Annotated in this window: 19 protein-coding genes; 18 read left to right on the forward strand and 1 reads right to left on the reverse strand. The window is 59.9% G+C overall.

From position 1 onward, the window contains the following. The first annotated feature begins 8 nt into the window (after positions 1–8). From tmk to ACYZT9_RS08490, 18 genes are all read left to right on the forward strand, one after another. Positions 9–641 carry a dTMP kinase gene (tmk, locus tag ACYZT9_RS08405; protein WP_462009370.1) on the forward strand — a complete coding sequence of 211 codons (633 nt, stop codon included), beginning with the start codon at positions 9–11 and terminating at the stop codon, positions 639–641. Then, positions 634–1,620: a DNA polymerase III subunit delta' gene (locus ACYZT9_RS08410; RefSeq protein WP_462009371.1), complete on the forward strand. Its 987-nt coding sequence runs from the start codon at positions 634–636 to the stop codon at positions 1,618–1,620. Before tmk ends, ACYZT9_RS08410 begins: the two co-directional genes overlap by 8 nt. A 32-nt stretch (positions 1,621–1,652) precedes the next feature. After that, entirely contained in the window at positions 1,653–2,009 is a 357-nt protein-coding gene (locus ACYZT9_RS08415; protein ID WP_462009372.1) for a PilZ domain-containing protein, read from the forward strand. 13 nt (positions 2,010–2,022) lie between these two features. Continuing rightward, positions 2,023–2,808, forward strand: coding sequence for a TatD family hydrolase (locus tag ACYZT9_RS08420; RefSeq protein WP_462009373.1), 786 nt, complete (start codon positions 2,023–2,025; stop codon positions 2,806–2,808). A gap of 342 nt (positions 2,809–3,150) precedes the next feature. Next, entirely contained in the window at positions 3,151–3,789 is a 639-nt protein-coding gene (locus ACYZT9_RS08425) for a TetR/AcrR family transcriptional regulator (protein ID WP_462009374.1), read from the forward strand. A gap of 137 nt (positions 3,790–3,926) precedes the next feature. Then, positions 3,927–4,895: a GTP 3',8-cyclase MoaA gene (locus ACYZT9_RS08430; RefSeq protein ID WP_462009375.1), complete on the forward strand. Its 969-nt coding sequence runs from the start codon at positions 3,927–3,929 to the stop codon at positions 4,893–4,895. Positions 4,896–5,128: 233 nt separating this feature from the next. After that, the gene (locus tag ACYZT9_RS08435) at positions 5,129–5,737 is read left to right on the forward strand and encodes a DUF4823 domain-containing protein (RefSeq protein WP_462009376.1); all 609 of its coding nucleotides are present in this window, start codon (positions 5,129–5,131) and stop codon (positions 5,735–5,737) included. A gap of 15 nt (positions 5,738–5,752) precedes the next feature. Then, positions 5,753–6,313: a DUF1285 domain-containing protein gene (locus ACYZT9_RS08440; RefSeq protein WP_462009377.1), complete on the forward strand. Its 561-nt coding sequence runs from the start codon at positions 5,753–5,755 to the stop codon at positions 6,311–6,313. A 208-nt stretch (positions 6,314–6,521) separates the two neighbouring features. Continuing rightward, complete coding sequence (locus ACYZT9_RS08445) at positions 6,522–7,238, forward strand: FadR/GntR family transcriptional regulator (protein ID WP_462009378.1); 717 nt, start codon at positions 6,522–6,524, stop codon at positions 7,236–7,238. 45 nt (positions 7,239–7,283) lie between these two features. Further along, positions 7,284–8,159: an SMP-30/gluconolactonase/LRE family protein gene (locus ACYZT9_RS08450; protein ID WP_462009379.1), complete on the forward strand. Its 876-nt coding sequence runs from the start codon at positions 7,284–7,286 to the stop codon at positions 8,157–8,159. 198 nt (positions 8,160–8,357) lie between these two features. Further along, a complete protein-coding gene (locus ACYZT9_RS08455; protein ID WP_462009380.1) occupies positions 8,358–9,176 on the forward strand; it encodes an SDR family oxidoreductase in 819 nt (272 codons plus the stop codon). A 114-nt stretch (positions 9,177–9,290) separates the two neighbouring features. Further along, positions 9,291–10,295, forward strand: coding sequence for a substrate-binding domain-containing protein (locus ACYZT9_RS08460; RefSeq protein ID WP_462009381.1), 1,005 nt, complete (start codon positions 9,291–9,293; stop codon positions 10,293–10,295). A 64-nt stretch (positions 10,296–10,359) separates the two neighbouring features. Further along, positions 10,360–11,904, forward strand: coding sequence for an L-arabinose ABC transporter ATP-binding protein AraG (gene araG, locus ACYZT9_RS08465; protein ID WP_462009382.1), 1,545 nt, complete (start codon positions 10,360–10,362; stop codon positions 11,902–11,904). 12 nt (positions 11,905–11,916) lie between these two features. Further along, complete coding sequence (araH, locus tag ACYZT9_RS08470; protein ID WP_462009383.1) at positions 11,917–12,885, forward strand: L-arabinose ABC transporter permease AraH; 969 nt, start codon at positions 11,917–11,919, stop codon at positions 12,883–12,885. A gap of 185 nt (positions 12,886–13,070) precedes the next feature. Then, a complete protein-coding gene (locus tag ACYZT9_RS08475; protein WP_462009384.1) occupies positions 13,071–13,784 on the forward strand; it encodes a GntR family transcriptional regulator in 714 nt (237 codons plus the stop codon). Continuing rightward, positions 13,781–14,779, forward strand: coding sequence for an ADP-ribosylglycohydrolase family protein (locus tag ACYZT9_RS08480; RefSeq protein WP_462009385.1), 999 nt, complete (start codon positions 13,781–13,783; stop codon positions 14,777–14,779). Before ACYZT9_RS08475 ends, ACYZT9_RS08480 begins: the two co-directional genes overlap by 4 nt. A gap of 216 nt (positions 14,780–14,995) precedes the next feature. Further along, positions 14,996–16,462 (forward strand): purine-cytosine permease family protein, encoded by a 1,467-nt coding sequence (locus ACYZT9_RS08485; RefSeq protein WP_462009386.1) that lies wholly within the window; start codon positions 14,996–14,998, stop codon positions 16,460–16,462. Further along, positions 16,455–17,384, forward strand: a complete 930-nt coding sequence (locus ACYZT9_RS08490) for a PfkB family carbohydrate kinase (protein ID WP_462009387.1) — start codon at positions 16,455–16,457, stop codon at positions 17,382–17,384. Before ACYZT9_RS08485 ends, ACYZT9_RS08490 begins: the two co-directional genes overlap by 8 nt. An 88-nt stretch (positions 17,385–17,472) precedes the next feature. Here the strand turns inward: ACYZT9_RS08490 and ACYZT9_RS08495 are convergent, their stop codons facing one another. After that, positions 17,473–17,727 (reverse strand): hypothetical protein, encoded by a 255-nt coding sequence (locus tag ACYZT9_RS08495; RefSeq protein WP_462009388.1) that lies wholly within the window; start codon positions 17,725–17,727, stop codon positions 17,473–17,475. Positions 17,728–17,746: the final 19 nt, after the last annotated feature.

The raw sequence follows: 17,746 nt of genomic DNA on the forward strand, positions 1-17,746 counted from the left end.
GACTGCCTGTGACTGGCTTGTTTATTACCCTGGAAGGCCCCGAAGGCGCTGGCAAGAGCACCAATCGCGAATACCTGGCCGAGCGCCTGCGCGCCGCCGGTATCGAGGTGGTGCTGACCCGCGAGCCCGGCGGCACGCCTATGGCCGAGAGGATCCGCGAGGTGCTGTTGGCGCCGGTCGATGAAGCGATGGACCCGGACACCGAGTTGTTGCTGGTGTTTGCCGCGCGCGCCCAGCATCTGGCCGGCGTGATTCGCCCTGCGCTGGCCCGTGGTGCGGTGGTGTTGTGTGATCGCTTCACCGATTCGACCTATGCCTATCAGGGTGGCGGTCGCGGCTTGTCACTGGAGCGCATCGCGACGCTCGAAGCGTTCGTTCAAGGCGATCTGCGCCCGGACCTGACGCTGATTTTCGATCTTCCGGTGGAAGTGGGTCTGGCCCGCGCCAGTGCTCGCGGTCGCCTGGATCGCTTCGAGCTGGAAGGCCGGACGTTTTTCGACGCGGTGCGCAGAGCATTTCTCAAGCGTGCTGACGCCGATCCGGCGCGTTATGTTTTGGTCGATGCCGCTCAGCCACTGGCGCAGGTTCAGCAGTCGCTGGACGCCTTGCTGCCCCGCCTGCTGGAGCTGACCCGTGGCTGAAGCTTATCCATGGCAGGACAGCCTCTGGCAGCAATTGGCGGGTCGCAAGCAACATGCTCACGCCTATCTGCTGCATGGTCCGGCCGGGATCGGTAAACGCGCGTTGGCCGAACGCTTGATGGCGAGTTTGCTGTGCCAGCGCCCGACAGCCCAGGACGCCTGCGGCGAATGCAAGTCCTGCCTGTTGCTGAAGGCGGGTAGCCATCCCGATAACTACATCCTGGAACCGGAAGAAGCCGACAAGGCGATCAAGGTCGATCAGGTGCGCGATCTGGTCAGTTTCGTGGTGCAGACCTCGCAGATGGGCGGCCGTAAAGTGGTGCTGATCGAGCCGGTCGAGTCGATGAACATCAACGCTGCCAACGCCTTGCTCAAAAGCCTCGAAGAGCCGTCCGGCGACACGGTTCTGCTGCTGGTCAGCCATCAGACCAGTCGTCTGTTGCCAACCATCAAGAGCCGTTGCGTGCAGCAGGCCTGTCCGCTGCCGGGCGAGGCCATGAGTCTGGCGTGGCTGGCCAAGGCGCTACCGGATTGTTCCGACGAAGAGCGCATCGAACTGCTGACGCTCGCCGCCGGTTCGCCGCTGGCCGCGGTCAACTTGCAGGCTCAGGGCGTGCGCGAACAGCGAGCGCTGGTGGTCGACGGTGTGAAGAAGTTGCTCAAGCAACAGCAATCGCCGACGCAACTGGCCGAAGGCTGGAACGCGATTCCGCTGTTATTGTTGTTCGACTGGTTCTGCGACTGGTCAAGCCTGATCCTGCGTTATCAGCTGACGCAGGATGAGGAAGGGTTGGGACTGGCGGACATGCGCAAGGTGATTCAGTACCTGGCGCAGAAATCCGCTCAGGACAAAGTATTGAGCATTCAGGACTGGATCCTCGCCCAGCGCCAGAAAGTCATGAGCAAGGCCAACCTGAATCGGGTGCTGTTGCTGGAAGCGTTGCTGGTGCAATGGGCGTCTTTGCCTGGCCATAAGTAGCTAGACTCTGAACATCAGCAGTGGAGGTCAGCATGAATGACGCCGTAAACCCGGGGCCGCGCAACGGTATTTTGTCCCTGACCATCAAGGACAAGTCCGTGCTGTACGCGGCCTACATGCCATTCATCAAGAACGGTGGCCTGTTTATCCCGACCAACAAAAACTACAGGTTGGGCGATGAAGTATTCATGTTGCTGAACCTGATGGACGAGCCGGAAAAAATTCCGGTGGCCGGCAGGGTCGCCTGGATCACCCCCAGGGGCGCTCAAGGCAACCGCGCTGCTGGCGTCGGAGTGCAGTTCAACGACGGCGACGACACCGCTCGCAGTCAAATCGAAACCCATCTGGCCGGAGCCCTGAAGTCCGACCGTCCCACCCATACGATGTAAGTGCAGTCCTTTTATGCTCGTAGATTCCCATTGTCACCTTGATCGACTCGACCTCGCCGCCCACGACGGCTCCCTGGATGCCGCGCTCGAGGCGGCTCGACAGCGCGGGGTCGGGCACTTTCTGTGTATCGGCGTCAGTGTCGATAACGCGGCTGACGTTAAAGCCCTGGCCGAGCGTTACGACGATGTCGACTGTTCCGTCGGCGTGCATCCGCTGGATGTGCAGCCGGGTGCTGCGCCGGCGTTGGACTGGCTGTTGCAGGAGCTCAACCATCCGCGTGTGGTCGCGATCGGTGAAACCGGCCTGGATTATCACTACGAACCCGAAGCGGCGGAGTTGCAGCAGGAATCGTTTCGCCTGCACCTGCACGCCGCGCAGCAGACCGGTAAGCCGGTGATCATTCACACCCGCGGCGCCCGGGCCGACACCCTGAGCCTGTTGCGCGAAGCCGCGCTGCCCCAGGCCGGCGTCCTGCACTGCTTCACTGAAGACTGGGACATGGCCAAAGCGGCGCTGGACATGGGTTATTACATCTCCTTGTCCGGCATTGTCACCTTCCGCAATGCCGATGCGCTGCGTGACGTGGCCAGCAAGGTGCCCGCTGACCGCTTGCTAGTGGAAACCGACTCGCCATACCTGGCGCCGATCCCCTATCGCGGCAAACCGAACCTGCCGCAGTATGTGCGGGAAGTGGCAGAGTTTCTGGCGATGTTGCGCGGTGAGTCCTACGAGCGATTTGCCGAGCAGACGACGGAAAACTTCAAGCGACTGTTCCCGCTGGCGCATGTGAAAGGCTAAATCGCAGGCAAAAAAAACCCGGGTTCTGGGGGGTGAATCCGGGTTAAGACCATTAGGAGTAAAACAATGGTACGCGGTCCGTTGGTACCAATATCGTCGCGACACTTGGGGGAGATGCCCCGCCGACAGTTGAAGTATTGATCAGTATTGCGCCGAGTCCAGTTTACCGGTCGAGGTTTTTAAACAATTTTGGAATACGGGCGCTTCGGAAGCGTTCTCATTAAATGACGGTCCTGCCAGAATTCATCCGGAAACACAGATATGGTCGGATGATCCGTGCATTTTTGCGCAAGTTAGGCATAATACGCGGCTTCGAATTTTGACCCCTACAGACCTTTTCTTATGCATAAAGAACCTCGTAAGGTCCGTGAGTTTCGTCGCCGCGAGCAAGAAATTCTCGATACCGCGCTCAAGCTGTTCCTCGACCAAGGTGAAGACAGTGTCACCGTCGAGATGATTGCTGATGCCGTCGGTATCGGCAAAGGCACGATTTACAAGCACTTCAAATCGAAGGCGGAGATCTATCTGCGTCTGATGCTCGATTACGAGCGCGATCTGAACGAGCTGTTGCATTCGGCGGACGTCGACAAGGACAAGGAAGCCTTGTCCCGGGCCTACTTCGAATTCCGCATGCGCGATCCGCAACGCTACCGGTTGTTCGATCGCCTCGAAGAAAAGGTGGTCAAGGGCAATCAGGTGCCGGAGATGATCGTGGAGCTGCACAAGATCCGCGCCTCGAACTTCGAACATCTGACCCTGCTGATCAAAGGCCGGATCAGCGAAGGCAAACTCGAAGACGTGCCGCCATATTTCCATTACTGCGCGTCCTGGGCGCTGGTGCACGGGGCCGTGGCGCTGTATCACTCGCCGTTCTGGAGCAATGTGCTGGAAGATCAGGAAGGTTTCTTCCAGTTCCTGATGGACATCGGCGTGCGCATGGGCAACAAGCGCAAGCGCGACACCGACACCCCGAGCAGCTAAGTCATTCAGTTGCCTTATTGCGCCATGATTCGCTACATGGCGCAGTACCTCCGGAATATACTCAGGCATAGGACTTGCTAAAGCTTGATTTGTGAGTCAAGTTTTACGCCGTCCGATTTCCCTGTGCCGGAGTGACCATGATCGTTGACCGTCAAGGCAGGCGTTTTCGCAATCTGCGAATCAGTCTGACTTCAGCCTGCAATTACGCGTGTACCTACTGCGTACCTAACGGCAAGCGGCTGGTCGCTGCGCAGGATGAACTGTCGGCCGAAGCCATGGCACGCGGTGTGGCGTATCTGATCGAAGCCGCTGGCATCGAGCGTTTGCGTATCACCGGCGGTGAACCGCTGGTCAGCCCCAAACTCGAAGCCTTCATGACCGCCGTCGGGCGGATGGGTCTGCAAGACATCAGTCTGACCACCAATGGTCAACTGCTGGCGAAAAAACTGCCCCTGCTGGTCGACGCCGGCATTCGTCGCCTCAACGTTTCCCTCGATACCCTGGATGCCGGTGCATTCCGCAGCATTGCTCGCGGCGGTGATCTGGCGACCGTGCTGGACGGCATGGATCAAGCCAGCGCCGCGGGCATGAAGATCAAGGTCAACATGGTGCCGTTGCGCGGACAGAACCTCGATCAGGTGATGCCGCTGCTCGATTATTGCCTGGCGCGCGGCTATGAGCTGCGCTTTATCGAGCTGATGCGCATGGGCCACCTGGCCAGCGACTCCAACGCGTTCCTGCAGCAGTTTGTCAGCCTGCAACAGTTGTTGAGCCTGATCGGTGAACGCTATGAATATCTCCAGGCCGATGCACCCGTCGATGCCACTGCCGTGCGCTATGAAATTCCAGGGCAGGGCTACTTCGGAGTGATCGCCAACGAAAGCGTTCCGTTCTGCCGCACCTGCTCGCGACTGCGCTTGTCGTCGACTGGCTGGTTGCATGGCTGCCTTTCTTCCAGCAACCGCCACTATGTCGGTGATCTGTTGGACAAGCCGCGCCATCAGGCATTGCCTGCGTTGCAGCGCCTTCTTGTGAAAGCCTTGGGCGACAAGCAGGAAGTGGCGTTTTCCGGTGGCGCGACTGTCATGAAAATCATCGGCGGCTGATCCGGCCCTGTGGCGAGGGAGCTTGCTCCTGCTGGGTCGCGAAGCGGCCCCCAAACTAACAAAAACAACACATTTTCCGGGTTTACGACGGCTGCGCCGCCGAGTGGGAGCAAGCTCCCTCGCCACAAATCTATATTATCAACCTCGAAATATTCATCATCTCAGGGACTGGCGCGGAAGCTGCATCCCATGGCCATTCGCCGGTTTTCCGTCACCGGCCTCTGGAGGGTAGGATGCGTAGCCTGGTTTTGCTGCTGGCCGTTTTGGCGCTTGGTGGCTGCATGAATGTCAGCGATCTGGCTGAAGGGACTCGCTACCACATGAGCGACGCGGGTCTGCTGGACCACAGCGATAGCCGCCGGGTGAACAACCTGCGCATTCAGCCGGACTCGTTCGTCTATATCGCCCAGGGCGCCTTTGCACCGCCGGGCAGCGCGGCTTACCCACGTCCTAACGTGATTGCAGAAGTCGCCTTCGATGGCTTTATCGAATACTTCCCGATGGTTCGCCGTGCGCGTGCGCCGGAAGGCCTCGACCAGGCCATGGGCGAAGCCCGTGCGGCCGGTGCGCATTATCTGCTCTATACCCGTTTCGCCAAGTCTGATGACCGCATCGGCAACTCGGACGAATGGCTCGATCAGGAAGCCGTGGATCGCCTCGGTATCGATACCGGCGTGATTCAGATCATGTTGATCGAGACCAGCACCCAGTATTTGATTGATACTGCGCGTATCAAGAGTCGTGGCGGTTTACTGACGTTCCATGACAAAAAGCCAGAAGACCTGATGGGCCCGCCGCTGGAGCAATACGCGCGTAGCCTGCTGGGACTCAGCGACCAGTAACCCGAGGAGAACGCCATGAGTGGCCCGCAAAAAGCCAACGACCTGTTGGGGCAAATCCCCAAGACCAAAGGCTTGCCACCGGTCCACTTGTGGAACCCCGACTTCTGCGGCGACATCGACATGCGCATCGCCCGCGACGGCACCTGGTATTACCTGGGCACGCCGATCGGGCGCAAGCCGATGGTCAAGCTGTTCTCCACCATCATTCGCCGCGACGGCGATAATTATTTCCTGATCACCCCGGTCGAGAAAGTCGGCATCACAGTCGACGATGCACCGTTCGTGGCAGTTGCTGTGGATGTCGAAGGCGAGGGTGAAGCCCAGGTCTTGCGCTTCACCACTAACGTCGATGAGACCGCCGAGGCCGGTGCTGAGCATGCGATCCGCGTAGTGATTGATCCGGTGACACAAGAGCCTGCGCCTTACGTGCATGTGCGCACCAATCTCGAAGCCCTGATTCACCGCAATGTGTTTTACCAATTGGTGGAACTGGCGGTAACTCGTGAGATGGACGGGCAGCGCTGGCTCGGCGTGTGGAGCGGCGGCGTGTTCTTCCCGATCGGTCTTGAGCCGTAACACATAAAACTGTGGGAGCGAGCTTGCTCGCGATGGGGGCAGAACATTCAATATCAATGTTGCCTGTTACGCCGCCATCGCGAGCAAGCTCGCTCCCACATTGGAATTGTAGATTCTTCCGAAAAATCAAATTGACAGCCAATCATGTGATGATTAGCGTGGACATCCATCGCGAACGGCTTTTTGCCGTCCCTGCTTCGAGGTGCCCATGTCCAGCAGCTTTCACGCATCGACGGTCGATTGGCTGGGTTGCTGGATTGCCACCGGCCAAGTGAAACCCGGCGAAATGCTCAAAGTCGAAGCCGATTTGGGTGAGCAACTCGGCGTCAGTCGCACGGTCATCCGCGAAGCCATCAAAACCCTGGTCGCCAAAGGCATGCTGGAAGTCGGACCGAAAGTTGGCACGCGGGTATTGCCGGTGCGCCGCTGGAACCTCTTCGATCCGCAAGTCGTCGGCTGGCTTTCACGCAGTGGTTTGCCGGAAAACTTTGTCGACGACCTGCTTGACCTGCGTCGTACCATCGAGCCGATGGCCGTGCGCTGGGCCTGTGAACGGGCGACCGTGGAACAGGTGAACGCGGTGTGCCAAGCCTATAACGCGCTGGAACGCGCCGTGGAAAGCGGCGTCGATTACAACCGCGCCGACCAGTTTTTTCACGAGTGCATTCTCGCCGCCAGCCACAATCAATTCATCGAACAAATGGTCCCGGCCCTCGGCGCGTTACTGGCGGTATCTTTCGAAGTCTCCGCCGCTGACCCGGACGAATTGCGCCGCACACTGCCCATTCACAAAGACATGGCCGATGCCATCGCTGCTCGTGATGCGGCACGCGGCGTGTGGGCCTGCATGACCCTGATCGACAACGCGGACCTTGCAATCAAACGCTTCTACCCGAAAGTCATGGCCGACAAAAAAGCCGGCTAAAAACACAGAGCCCGCTCCCACAAAGACCAATCAACAGGAGGTTTCATGGAATGGATCGCATTGACCGAACACCGGGCACACCTCGGTGAAGGCCCGTTCTGGGATGCGCCGACGCAAGCGCTTTACTGGGTCGATATTGCCGGTAAACAAGTACTGCGCCTGATCGGTTCCAACGTGCAAATCTGGCAGATGCCCGAGCACGTGTCAGCCTTCATTCCCTGTGAAAGCGGCGATGCGCTGGTGACATTGAGCAGCGGCGTGTACCGGCTCGATCTGGATTCACCGGGACTTGAGCCACGACTGACCTTGTTCTGCGTCGCCGACCCGCAACCCGGCAACCGCGCCAACGAAGCCCGTTGCGATGCGCAGGGCCGGCTCTGGCTCGGCACCATGCAGAACAACATCGACGAAACCGGGGAAGACCTGCCCATTGTGCGGCGTTCCGGCGGCTTGTTTCGTATCGATCGCGATGCTCGGATCACGCCGCTGCTGCGCGGATTGGGCATTCCCAACACGTTGTTGTGGAGTGACGACGCCACCACGCTCTACTTCGCCGACAGCTTGGACAGAACGCTCTATCGGCATTTCATAACCACTGACGGTCGTCTGGACACCGCGTATGTCTGGTTTGGTCCACATGAACGCGGCGGACCCGACGGCTCGGCGATGGATAGCGAGGGTTACATCTGGAACACACGCTGGGACGGAAGTTGCCTGCTCAGACTGACGCCGGAGGGGCAGGTCGATCGCGTGATCGAACTGCCGGTCAGCCGCCCCACCAGTTGCGTGTTCGGCGGCGCAGACCTGAAAACCCTTTACATCACCAGCGCCGCAAGCCCGCTCTACCATCCGCTGGACGGCGCGGTGTTGTCGCTTCAGGTCGACGTGCCCGGAAAAACCTGTACGAGATTTGCTGGGTAAATCCCAAAATATGGGATGTAAAATTATATATTGAGATTGTCTGGCGGTCGGGTTTATAGTCGGCTCCATCAGTTACACGCACTCACACTTAAAAAAACAAAACAGGTGAAGTGATGCAGCGATTTTCCAAAAAGCTTTTTGGCCGGACATCGACAGATGCCCGGCTTTTGTCGTGCCTGGAAAAGGGAGTTCTGATCCATGGCTGAACGTCTCTCCCTGCCGCCGCTGCCCGAACCGCCAAAGGGCAAGCGCCTGAACGACAAAATCGTGCTGGTGACGGGCGCCGCTCAAGGCATTGGCGAGGCGATCGTCGCGGCCTTCGCCTTACAGCAAGCGAAATTGATCATCAGCGACATTCTGGGTGAGAAAGTCGAACAAAACGCAGCGCGGTGGCGGGACAGAGGCTTCAACGTTCACGCAATCAAGGCTGATGTGTCCAACCAGCAGGACCTGCACGCCATGGCCGAACTGGCGATCGATCGGCATGGCCGCATCGATGTGCTGGTCAACTGCGCCGGCGTCAACGTGTTCCGCGATCCTCTGGAAATGACCGAAGAGGACTGGCGCCGCTGCTTCGCCATCGACCTCGACGGCGCGTGGTACGGCTGCAAGGCGGTGCTGCCGCAAATGATCGAGCAGGGCGTCGGCAGCATCATCAACATCGCCTCGACCCATTCAAATCACATTATTCCGGGCTGCTTTCCGTACCCGGTGGCCAAGCACGGTTTGCTTGGCCTGACCCGCGCGTTGGGCATCGAATACGCGCCGAAGGGCATTCGCGTCAACGCCATCGCTCCGGGCTACATCGAAACCCAGTTGAACGTCGATTACTGGAACGGTTTTTCCGACCCGCACGCCGAACGCCAGCGCGCATTCGATCTGCATCCGCCGCGGCGCATCGGTCAGCCGATTGAAGTGGCGATGACCGCCGTTTTTCTGGCCAGCGACGAAGCGCCATTCATCAACGCATCGTGCATCACCATCGATGGTGGTCGCTCGGTCATGTACCACGACTGAGGAAAAGGGTTTTCAGGCGCGGAACTACGCCTGAAATCCAATCATCATACGATATGACTATTTGCTGTACCGGCTTTCAAAATAACGCTCAAAAAAATAACAAGGAGTCAGCTTATGAATCGTCGTCGTGGGATCCGTTCCCTGTTCTCTGCCGCTCTGGCGGTTACTGCGTTCAGTCTCAGCAGCTCGCTGCTGGCGGCCGAGGAAGTGAAGATCGGTTTTCTGGTCAAGCAGGCTGAAGAGCCCTGGTTCCAGACTGAATGGGCGTTCGCGGAAAAGGCCGGCAAAGAGAAGGGCTTCAAAGTCATCAAGATCGCCGTGCCGGATGGCGAGAAGACCCTTTCCGCCATCGACAGCCTGGCCGCCAACGGCGCCAAGGGTTTTGTGATCTGCCCGCCGGACGTGTCCCTCGGCCCGGCGATCATGGCCAAGGCCAAGCTCAACGGTTTGAAAGTGATTGCCGTGGATGACCGCTTTGTCGATGCCAGCGGCAAGTTCATGGAGGACGTTCCGTACCTCGGCATGGCGGCTTTTGAAGTCGGCCAGAAACAGGGCGCGGCGATGGCCAGCGAAGCGAAAAAACGCGGCTGGGACTGGAAAGACACCTACGCGGTGATCAACACCTATAACGAGCTCGACACCGGCAAGAAGCGCACCGACGGTTCGGTCAAAGCGCTGGAAGACGCCGGCATGCCAAAAGACCACATCCTCTTCTCGGCACTGAAAACCCTCGACGTGCCGGGCAGCATGGACGCCACCAACTCGGCGCTGGTGAAACTGCCAGGCTCGGCGAAAAACCTGATCATCGGCGGCATGAACGACAACACTGTGCTGGGCGGCGTGCGCGCCACCGAGAGCGCCGGTTTTGCCGCGGCCAACGTGATCGGCATCGGCATCAATGGCACCGACGCGATTGGCGAGCTGAAAAAACCCGACAGCGGCTTCTTCGGCTCGATGCTGCCGAGCCCGCACATCGAGGGCTACAGAACCGCCGAGATGATGTACGAGTGGGTCACCACCGGCAAAGAACCACCGAAGTACACGGCGATGGACGACGTGACCCTGATCACGCGCGACAACTTCAAGCAGGAACTGGAAAAGATCGGCCTCTGGAACTGAGGGGCGGTTGATTTCATCGGCGGCCCCGGCGAAGGGGTTGCCTGACCTGTTGATGAGGTGAGATATGCACGCGCACGTACAGACACAACATGACAGCGTCGGCGGTAGCCTGCGCTTCAACGGGATCGGCAAGACCTTTCCCGGGGTGAAGGCGCTGGACGGCATCAGCTTCGTCGCCCATCCGGGGCAGGTTCACGCGTTGATGGGCGAGAACGGCGCCGGCAAATCGACCCTGCTGAAAATCCTCGGCGGCGCTTACACGCCGAGCAGCGGTGATTTGCAGATCGGCGAGCGAACGATGATCTTCAGATCCACCGCCGACAGCATCGGTAGTGGGGTGGCGGTGATCCATCAGGAACTGCACCTTGTCCCGGAAATGAGTGTGGCGGAGAACCTTTTTCTCGGTCATTTGCCCGCCCGTTTCGGCCTGATCAATCGCGGCGTGCTGCGTCAGCAAGCCTTGGCCTGCCTCAAAGGCCTGGCCGATGAAATCGATCCGCAGGAGAAAGTCGGGCGCCTGTCCCTCGGTCAGCGGCAACTGGTGGAAATCGCCAAGGCGTTGTCCCGTGGTGCCCATGTGATTGCGTTCGATGAGCCGACCAGCAGCCTCTCGGCGCGAGAAATTGATCGCTTGATGACGATCATCGGACGCCTGCGCGACGAGGGCAAAGTGGTGCTCTACGTTTCCCATCGCATGGAAGAAGTGTTCCGCATCTGCAACGCGGTGACGGTGTTCAAGGACGGCCGCTACGTGCGCACTTTCGAGGACATGAGCGAGTTGACTCACGATCAGTTGGTCACGTGCATGGTCGGGCGCGACATTCAGGACATCTACGACTACCGCCCGCGCAAGCGGGGCGCGGTGGCGCTGAGGGTCGACGGTTTACTCGGGCCGGGCTTGCGCGAGCCGGTGAGTTTCGACGCGCACAAAGGCGAAATTCTGGGGTTGTTCGGCCTGGTCGGCGCCGGCCGCACCGAACTGTTTCGCATGCTCAGCGGCCTTGAACGCAACACCGCCGGGCGCCTGGAATTGCGCGGCCATGAGCTGAAGCTGCGTTCACCCCGCGATGCGATTGCAGCCGGCATTCTACTGTGCCCAGAGGATCGCAAGAAGGAGGGCATCCTGCCGCTCTCCAGCGTTGCCGAGAACATCAACATCAGCGCGCGCGGTGCCCATTCCACCTTGGGTTGCCTGTTGCGCGGCCTGTGGGAGAAGGGCAACGCGGACAAGCAGATCAAGGCGCTGAAAGTGAAGACGCCCAACGCGGCGCAGAAAATCATGTACCTGTCCGGCGGTAATCAGCAGAAGGCGATTCTTGGTCGCTGGCTGTCGATGCCGATGAAAATCCTGCTGCTCGACGAACCGACTCGCGGCATCGACATCGGCGCCAAAGCCGAGATCTACCAGATCATCCATAACCTCGCGGAAAGCGGAATCGCGGTGATCGTGGTGTCCAGCGACCTGATGGAAGTCATGGGCATTTCCGACCGCATCCTGGTGCTCTGCGAAGGCGCGATGCGCGGTGAACTGTCCCGTGACGAAGCCAACGAATCCAACCTGCTGCAATTGGCTTTGCCGCGCCAACGCGATGACGGCGTGACGAACTGAGAGGTGACTATGATGACAACCCGAAACAACGCTCTGCCTACCACGCGTAAACCGCTGGACCTGCGGCGTTTTCTCGACGACTGGGTGATGCTGCTGGCGGCCGTCGGCATTTTCGTGCTCTGCACCTTGCTGATCGACAACTTCCTTTCGCCGCTGAACATGCGCGGCCTGGGCTTGGCGATTTCCACCACCGGGATTGCCGCGTGCACCATGCTGTATTGCCTGGCGTCCGGGCATTTCGACCTGTCGGTGGGGTCAGTGATTGCCTGTGCCGGCGTGGTCGCGGCGGTGGTAATGCGCGACACCGACAGTGTGTTTCTCGGCGTGGCTGCGGCGCTGTGCATGGGGCTGATCGTCGGACTGATAAACGGGATCGTGATTGCCAAGTTGCGGGTCAACGCATTGATCACCACGCTGGCGACCATGCAGATCGTTCGCGGTCTGGCTTACATTTTTGCCAATGGCAAAGCGGTGGGCGTGTCGCAGGAATCATTCTTCGTCTTCGGTAACGGCCAGTTGTTCGGTGTGCCGGTGCCGATTCTGATCACCATCGTCTGCTTCCTGTTTTTCGGCTGGCTGCTGAACTACACCACCTACGGGCGCAACACCATGGCCATCGGCGGCAACCAGGAAGCGGCATTGCTGGCCGGGGTCAATGTTGACCGGACCAAGATCATCATCTTCGCCGTGCATGGCGTGATCGGGGCGCTGGCCGGGGTGATTCTGGCTTCGCGGATGACGTCCGGTCAGCCGATGATCGGCCAGGGTTTCGAACTGACGGTGATCTCGGCTTGCGTGCTCGGCGGAGTGTCGCTGAGTGGCGGGATCGGCATGATCCGGCATGTGATTGCCGGGGTGTTGATTCTGGCGATCATCGAGAATGCGATGAACCTGAAGAACATCGATACGTTTTATCAGTATGTGATTCGTGGTTCGATTTTGCTGCTGGCCGTCGTCATCGACCGCCTGAAACAACGCTGATTTTCCGTTACCTGTGGGAGCGAGCTTGCTCGCGATAGCGGCAGGTCTGACACATTGATGTTGGATGTGCCAACGCCATCGCGAGCAAGCTCGCTCCCACAGGGGACTCTTAAATCCCCGGCCTCCCGTCATCTCCCCTAAATATGTCTTGCCCGTTACAACCCGTTTCGGTTATCACGTTGTACATGATTAGACAGGTACGATTCGACAAGAAACAACGGGTGGTCGACGAACTCATCCGGCGCATTGAAAGCGGCCTCATGGAGGACGGTTTTCTATTGCCGGGTGAGCATCAGCTGGCTCAAGAATTCAAAGTCAGCCGCGGCACGCTGCGTGAAGCCCTGGCCGAACTGAAACGGCGCCACTACATCGCGACGCAAAGCGGGGTCGGTTCCATCGTCACCTTCGACGGTGTGGTGCTCGATCAGCGCAACGGCTGGGCGCAAGCCCTGGCCGACAGCGGAGCGCTGGTCAACACCGAGGTGTTGCGGCTAGAGGCGGTGACCCGTCCTGACCTGCTGTCGCGTTTCGGCACCGACCAGTTCATCACGCTCGACCGTCGCCGTCGTTCCAATGACGGTACGCTGGTTTCCCTCGAACGTTCGTTGATGCCCGCCACCGGAGGCCTGGAAAGCCTGCCGCGTGTCGGGCTGATCGACAATTCCCTGACAATCACCCTGGCTGCCTACGGCTACATCGGCGAGCGCGGTGATCAATGGCTCGGCGCCGAACCCTTGAACACCGAAGACGCCGAGCTGCTCGGCCGCCCTGTCGGAACGGTGTTCCTCAAAGCCTTGCGCACCACGTACGACCGGCAAAACCGCTTCATGGAGCAAGTCGAAAGCCTGCTCGATCCCGTGCACTTTCGCCTGCACCTGCAATTTGGAAACCCACAATGACCGCGCTCAATCGTGCCTTGGGTGCATTTTACGGATTGGCCCTGGGCGATGCGTTGGGCATGCCGACCCAGTCCCTGAGCCGCGCGGAGATCAAGGCGCGTTTCGGTGAAATCACTGATCTGCAAGACGCCGGCCCCGATCAACCCATCGCTGCAAACATGCCCAAGGGCTCGATCACCGACGACACCGAGCAGGCAATTCTGGTCGGTCAGTTGTTGATCGACGGCAAGGGCAAGATCAAACCGGCGGTACTCGCCCAACGCCTGATCGCATGGGAAGCCGCGATGGAGGCGAAGGGCTCGAAGGATTTGCTCGGGCCTTCCACCAAACGGGCGATCGAGATGATCCTCGCCGGTCATTCGCCGGAAGAAGCAGGGCGCTACGGCTCCACCAACGGCGCGGCAATGCGTATCACACCGGTCGGGATTTCGGCGAATGTCAGCGATCCCGAGCGTTTCATCAACGCCGTCGTGCAGGCCTGCCAGGTCACTCACAACACCACGTTGGGTATTTCCAGCGCAGCAGCGGTGGCGGCAGTGGTGTCTGCCGGCATCAACGGCATGGATCTGGGCGAGGCATTGAACCTCGGCCAGCAAGTCGCTCAGCAGGCGGAAAGCCACGGCCATTGGGTCGCGGGCGGGCGCATTGCCTCGCGCATCAGTTGGGCGCGGACCATCAGCGTCGACAGTGACAAGGCGTTCCTGGCGGACTTGATGTACGACTTGATCGGTACTTCGGTAGCGTCACAGGAGTCGGTGGTGGTTTCGTTTGCCTTGGCGCAACAAGTGGCCGTCGGCGAAATGAACGCCTTCGAAGCAGTGTGCATGGCTGCCAGTCTGGGCGGTGACACTGACACCATCGCGGCGATTCTGGGGGCCATGCTCGGGGCCTGTCTGGGGCTTGAGAGTTGGCCGGTGGCGATGATCGACAAGGTCAAAGCCGTCAACGCGTTGGATCTGGAGCCGTTGGTGCAGGGGCTTTTAGATTTGCGTTGACTGGGCTGGCCTCTTCGCGAGCAAGCCCGCTCCCACAGTTGATCGCGTTCCCATGTGGGAGCGGGCTTGCTCCGGGCGGCGATCCGACGAAGGCCGCGCCGCATACTTGAATTTTTCACCCGCAATGGACCGCACTGACTTGGCCAGGACAGCCGGGATGTCGTTTTGTCTTCCGTCATTGCCCATAACCACAACAAAGGCAAAAGGAGCATTTTCATGAGTTCATCGAACACCGGGCAAAGCGCCGGGCAACTGGAAACCCGTGGCATCGAGCCGGTGCCGGAAGCGGAGTGCAACGGTCATCCGCTGCAGCTGTTCTGGGTCTGGTTTGCCGCGAACATTTCCATCCTCGGCCTGCCGCTGGGTGCCACGCTGGTGGCGTTCCGCGGCTTGGCGATCTGGCAGGCGATCATCGTTGCGATCCTCGGCGCCGCGGGTTCCTTCGCGGTGGTCGGGATCATTTCCATCGCCGGTCGCCGTGGTCGCGCACCGAGCCTGACACTGTCACGGGCGATCTTCGGTGTGCGCGGCAATATCGGCCCGACGCTGGTTTCGCTGATGTCGCGGCTGGGTTGGGAAACCGTCAACACCACCACAGCCGCTTTCGTGTTGTTGTCGCTGTGCTCGATCCTGTTCGGCTCTGCGGTGGAAGCCAAAAGTGCGCCTGTGTTGACCCTGATCTTCATCGCGATTTTCGTGCTGCTGACCTTGTCTGTGTCGGGACTCGGTCACGCGACGTTGCTGGTGATTCAGAAGTGGGCGACCTACGTGTTCGGCGCGCTGAACATTCTGGTCGGCGGTTTCCTCTGCGCCACCGTCGACTGGAGCGCTGTGTTCAACGCTACGCCTGCACCGCTTAGCGCGATGATCATCGGCGTCGGCACCATGGCCGCCGGCACCGGGATTGGTTGGGCCAACGCCGGTGCCGACATGTCGCGCTATCAGCACCGCAGCGTCAAGGCCGTGCGTCTGGTGGCCTCGGCCGCCTTCGGAGCGGGAATTCCGCTGGTGTTGCTGATCACCCTTGGCGGCTTGCTGTCGGTGGGTAACAATGACCTGGCTTCGGCCACCGACCCGATCATCGCGATCCGCGACATGCTGCCGACCTGGATGGCCGTGCCGTACCTGATCACCGCCTTCGGCGGCTTGCTGCTGTCGAACAATCTGTCGGTGTATTCGGCTGGTCTGACTACACTCACCCTTGGCCTGAAGGTCAAACGCGTCTACGCAGTCGTCGTTGATATCGTTGCGATCTTCGCCGGTTCGATTTACTTCATGCTGATCGCCGACAGTTTCTACGGCCCGTTCATTACCTTCATTTCCCTGCTGGCGGTGCCTATCACGGCGTGGGTCGGGATCTTCGTCGTCGACCTGATTCATCGTCATTACTACAGCCCGAAAGACCTGCTGGACGTAAGCCCGAGCAGCGCCTACTGGTATCTCGGTGGTGTCGAGTGGCGTGCCTTTGGTGCGTGGGCGCTGGCGATCGTGCTGGGTTTCAGCTTCACCACCATCGGCGCCACCGAACAAACCGTCTGGTTCCGCGGGTTCCTGTCCGACTCTTGGCTGGGTCATAACGGCCTCGGCTGGGTCGTGACTTTCCTGGTGGCCGGCGGGATTTACCTGGTACTCGGCGGGGCGAAGGATCGCCGCGCCGGGTTGATCGAGAGCGCTCATGCCTAAAATGTTGCACACCGGCCAGGTCATCATCGACCTGGTCATGGCCGTGGATAAACTGCCGCGGTCGGGCGGCGACGTGCTGGCGCAGTCCGCCAGTTTCCAAGCCGGCGGCGGGTTCAACGTGATGGCCGCCGCTACGCGTAATGGCATGCAGGTGGTTTACCTTGGCCGTCATGGCACCGGTCGTTTCGGTGATATGGCGCGTGAGGCGATGAAGGCTGAAGGCATTCGTATCGGCATTAGGCACAGCGCCGAGCGAGATACCGGATTGTGCGTGGCAATCACGGACGCCTCGGCTGAACGTAGTTTCATTTCCTACATTGGTGCCGAGGGCGAAGTGACTGACGAGGACCTGGCGAGCGTGCCGGCCGAGGCGGGTGATTATGTCTACGTCAGTGGCTACAGCCTCCTGCAGGTCGGCAAGGCTCAGGCGCTGGTGGATTGGTTGCTGGCGTTGCCTGCCGGGGTCAAGGTGGTGTTCGATCCGGGCCCGTTGGTGGAAACGTCTGATGCGCCGTTGATGCGGGCCTTGTTGACGCGCGTTGATCTGTGGACCAGCAACAGCGTTGAGGCGCTACAGTTTACCGGGGCGGCGGACATTGCCGAGGCACTGGAACGATTGGCCAATCATCTGCCCGCCGATGTGTTGATGGTGATTCGCGATGGGCCGCAAGGGTGCTGGATCAGTCAGCGCGGCGATCGTCAGCATGTGCCGGGTTTCGAAGTGGAAGCGGTGGACAGCAACGGCGCGGGCGATGCACACGCCGGAGTGTTTGTGGCCGGTTTGGCGCAAGGGTTGTCGGCGGGAGAGGCGGCGCGGCGGGCGAATGCGGCAGCGGCGTTGGCGGTCACACGGTGGGGGCCGGCGACTTCGCCTGGGGCTGATGAGGTTAATGCGTTGATCAGCAAGACCTCAGGCGCCTGATCTGACGTCTTCGCGGGCAACCCTCGCTACAGGAATCACGCGATTCCTTGTAGGAGCGAGGCGTGCCCGCGAGGGGGCCCTCAAACGTTTACACGTCCAGCTTTCGCGCCGCCTCAACCCCAGCCGAACTCAACTTGATCGGCAAATTCAACGAGTGCTCACCGGCCTCGTTGCAAATCACATGACCGTGCTGGATCAACCCGCGATCCTGCAGCGTGGCGAGGGTGCTCGCTACGACTTTCTCTCCCCGGTAATTGTCCAGAAGCTCCTTGCCTAGTCCGCTCGGATGGGCATGCAGCAAGCGGGTCAGGACTTCTTTTTCAAGGCTTTTATCGACGTTCATGGTTACCTCTTCATGGATG

Source organism: Pseudomonas sp. ZT5P21 (assembly GCF_054897785.1).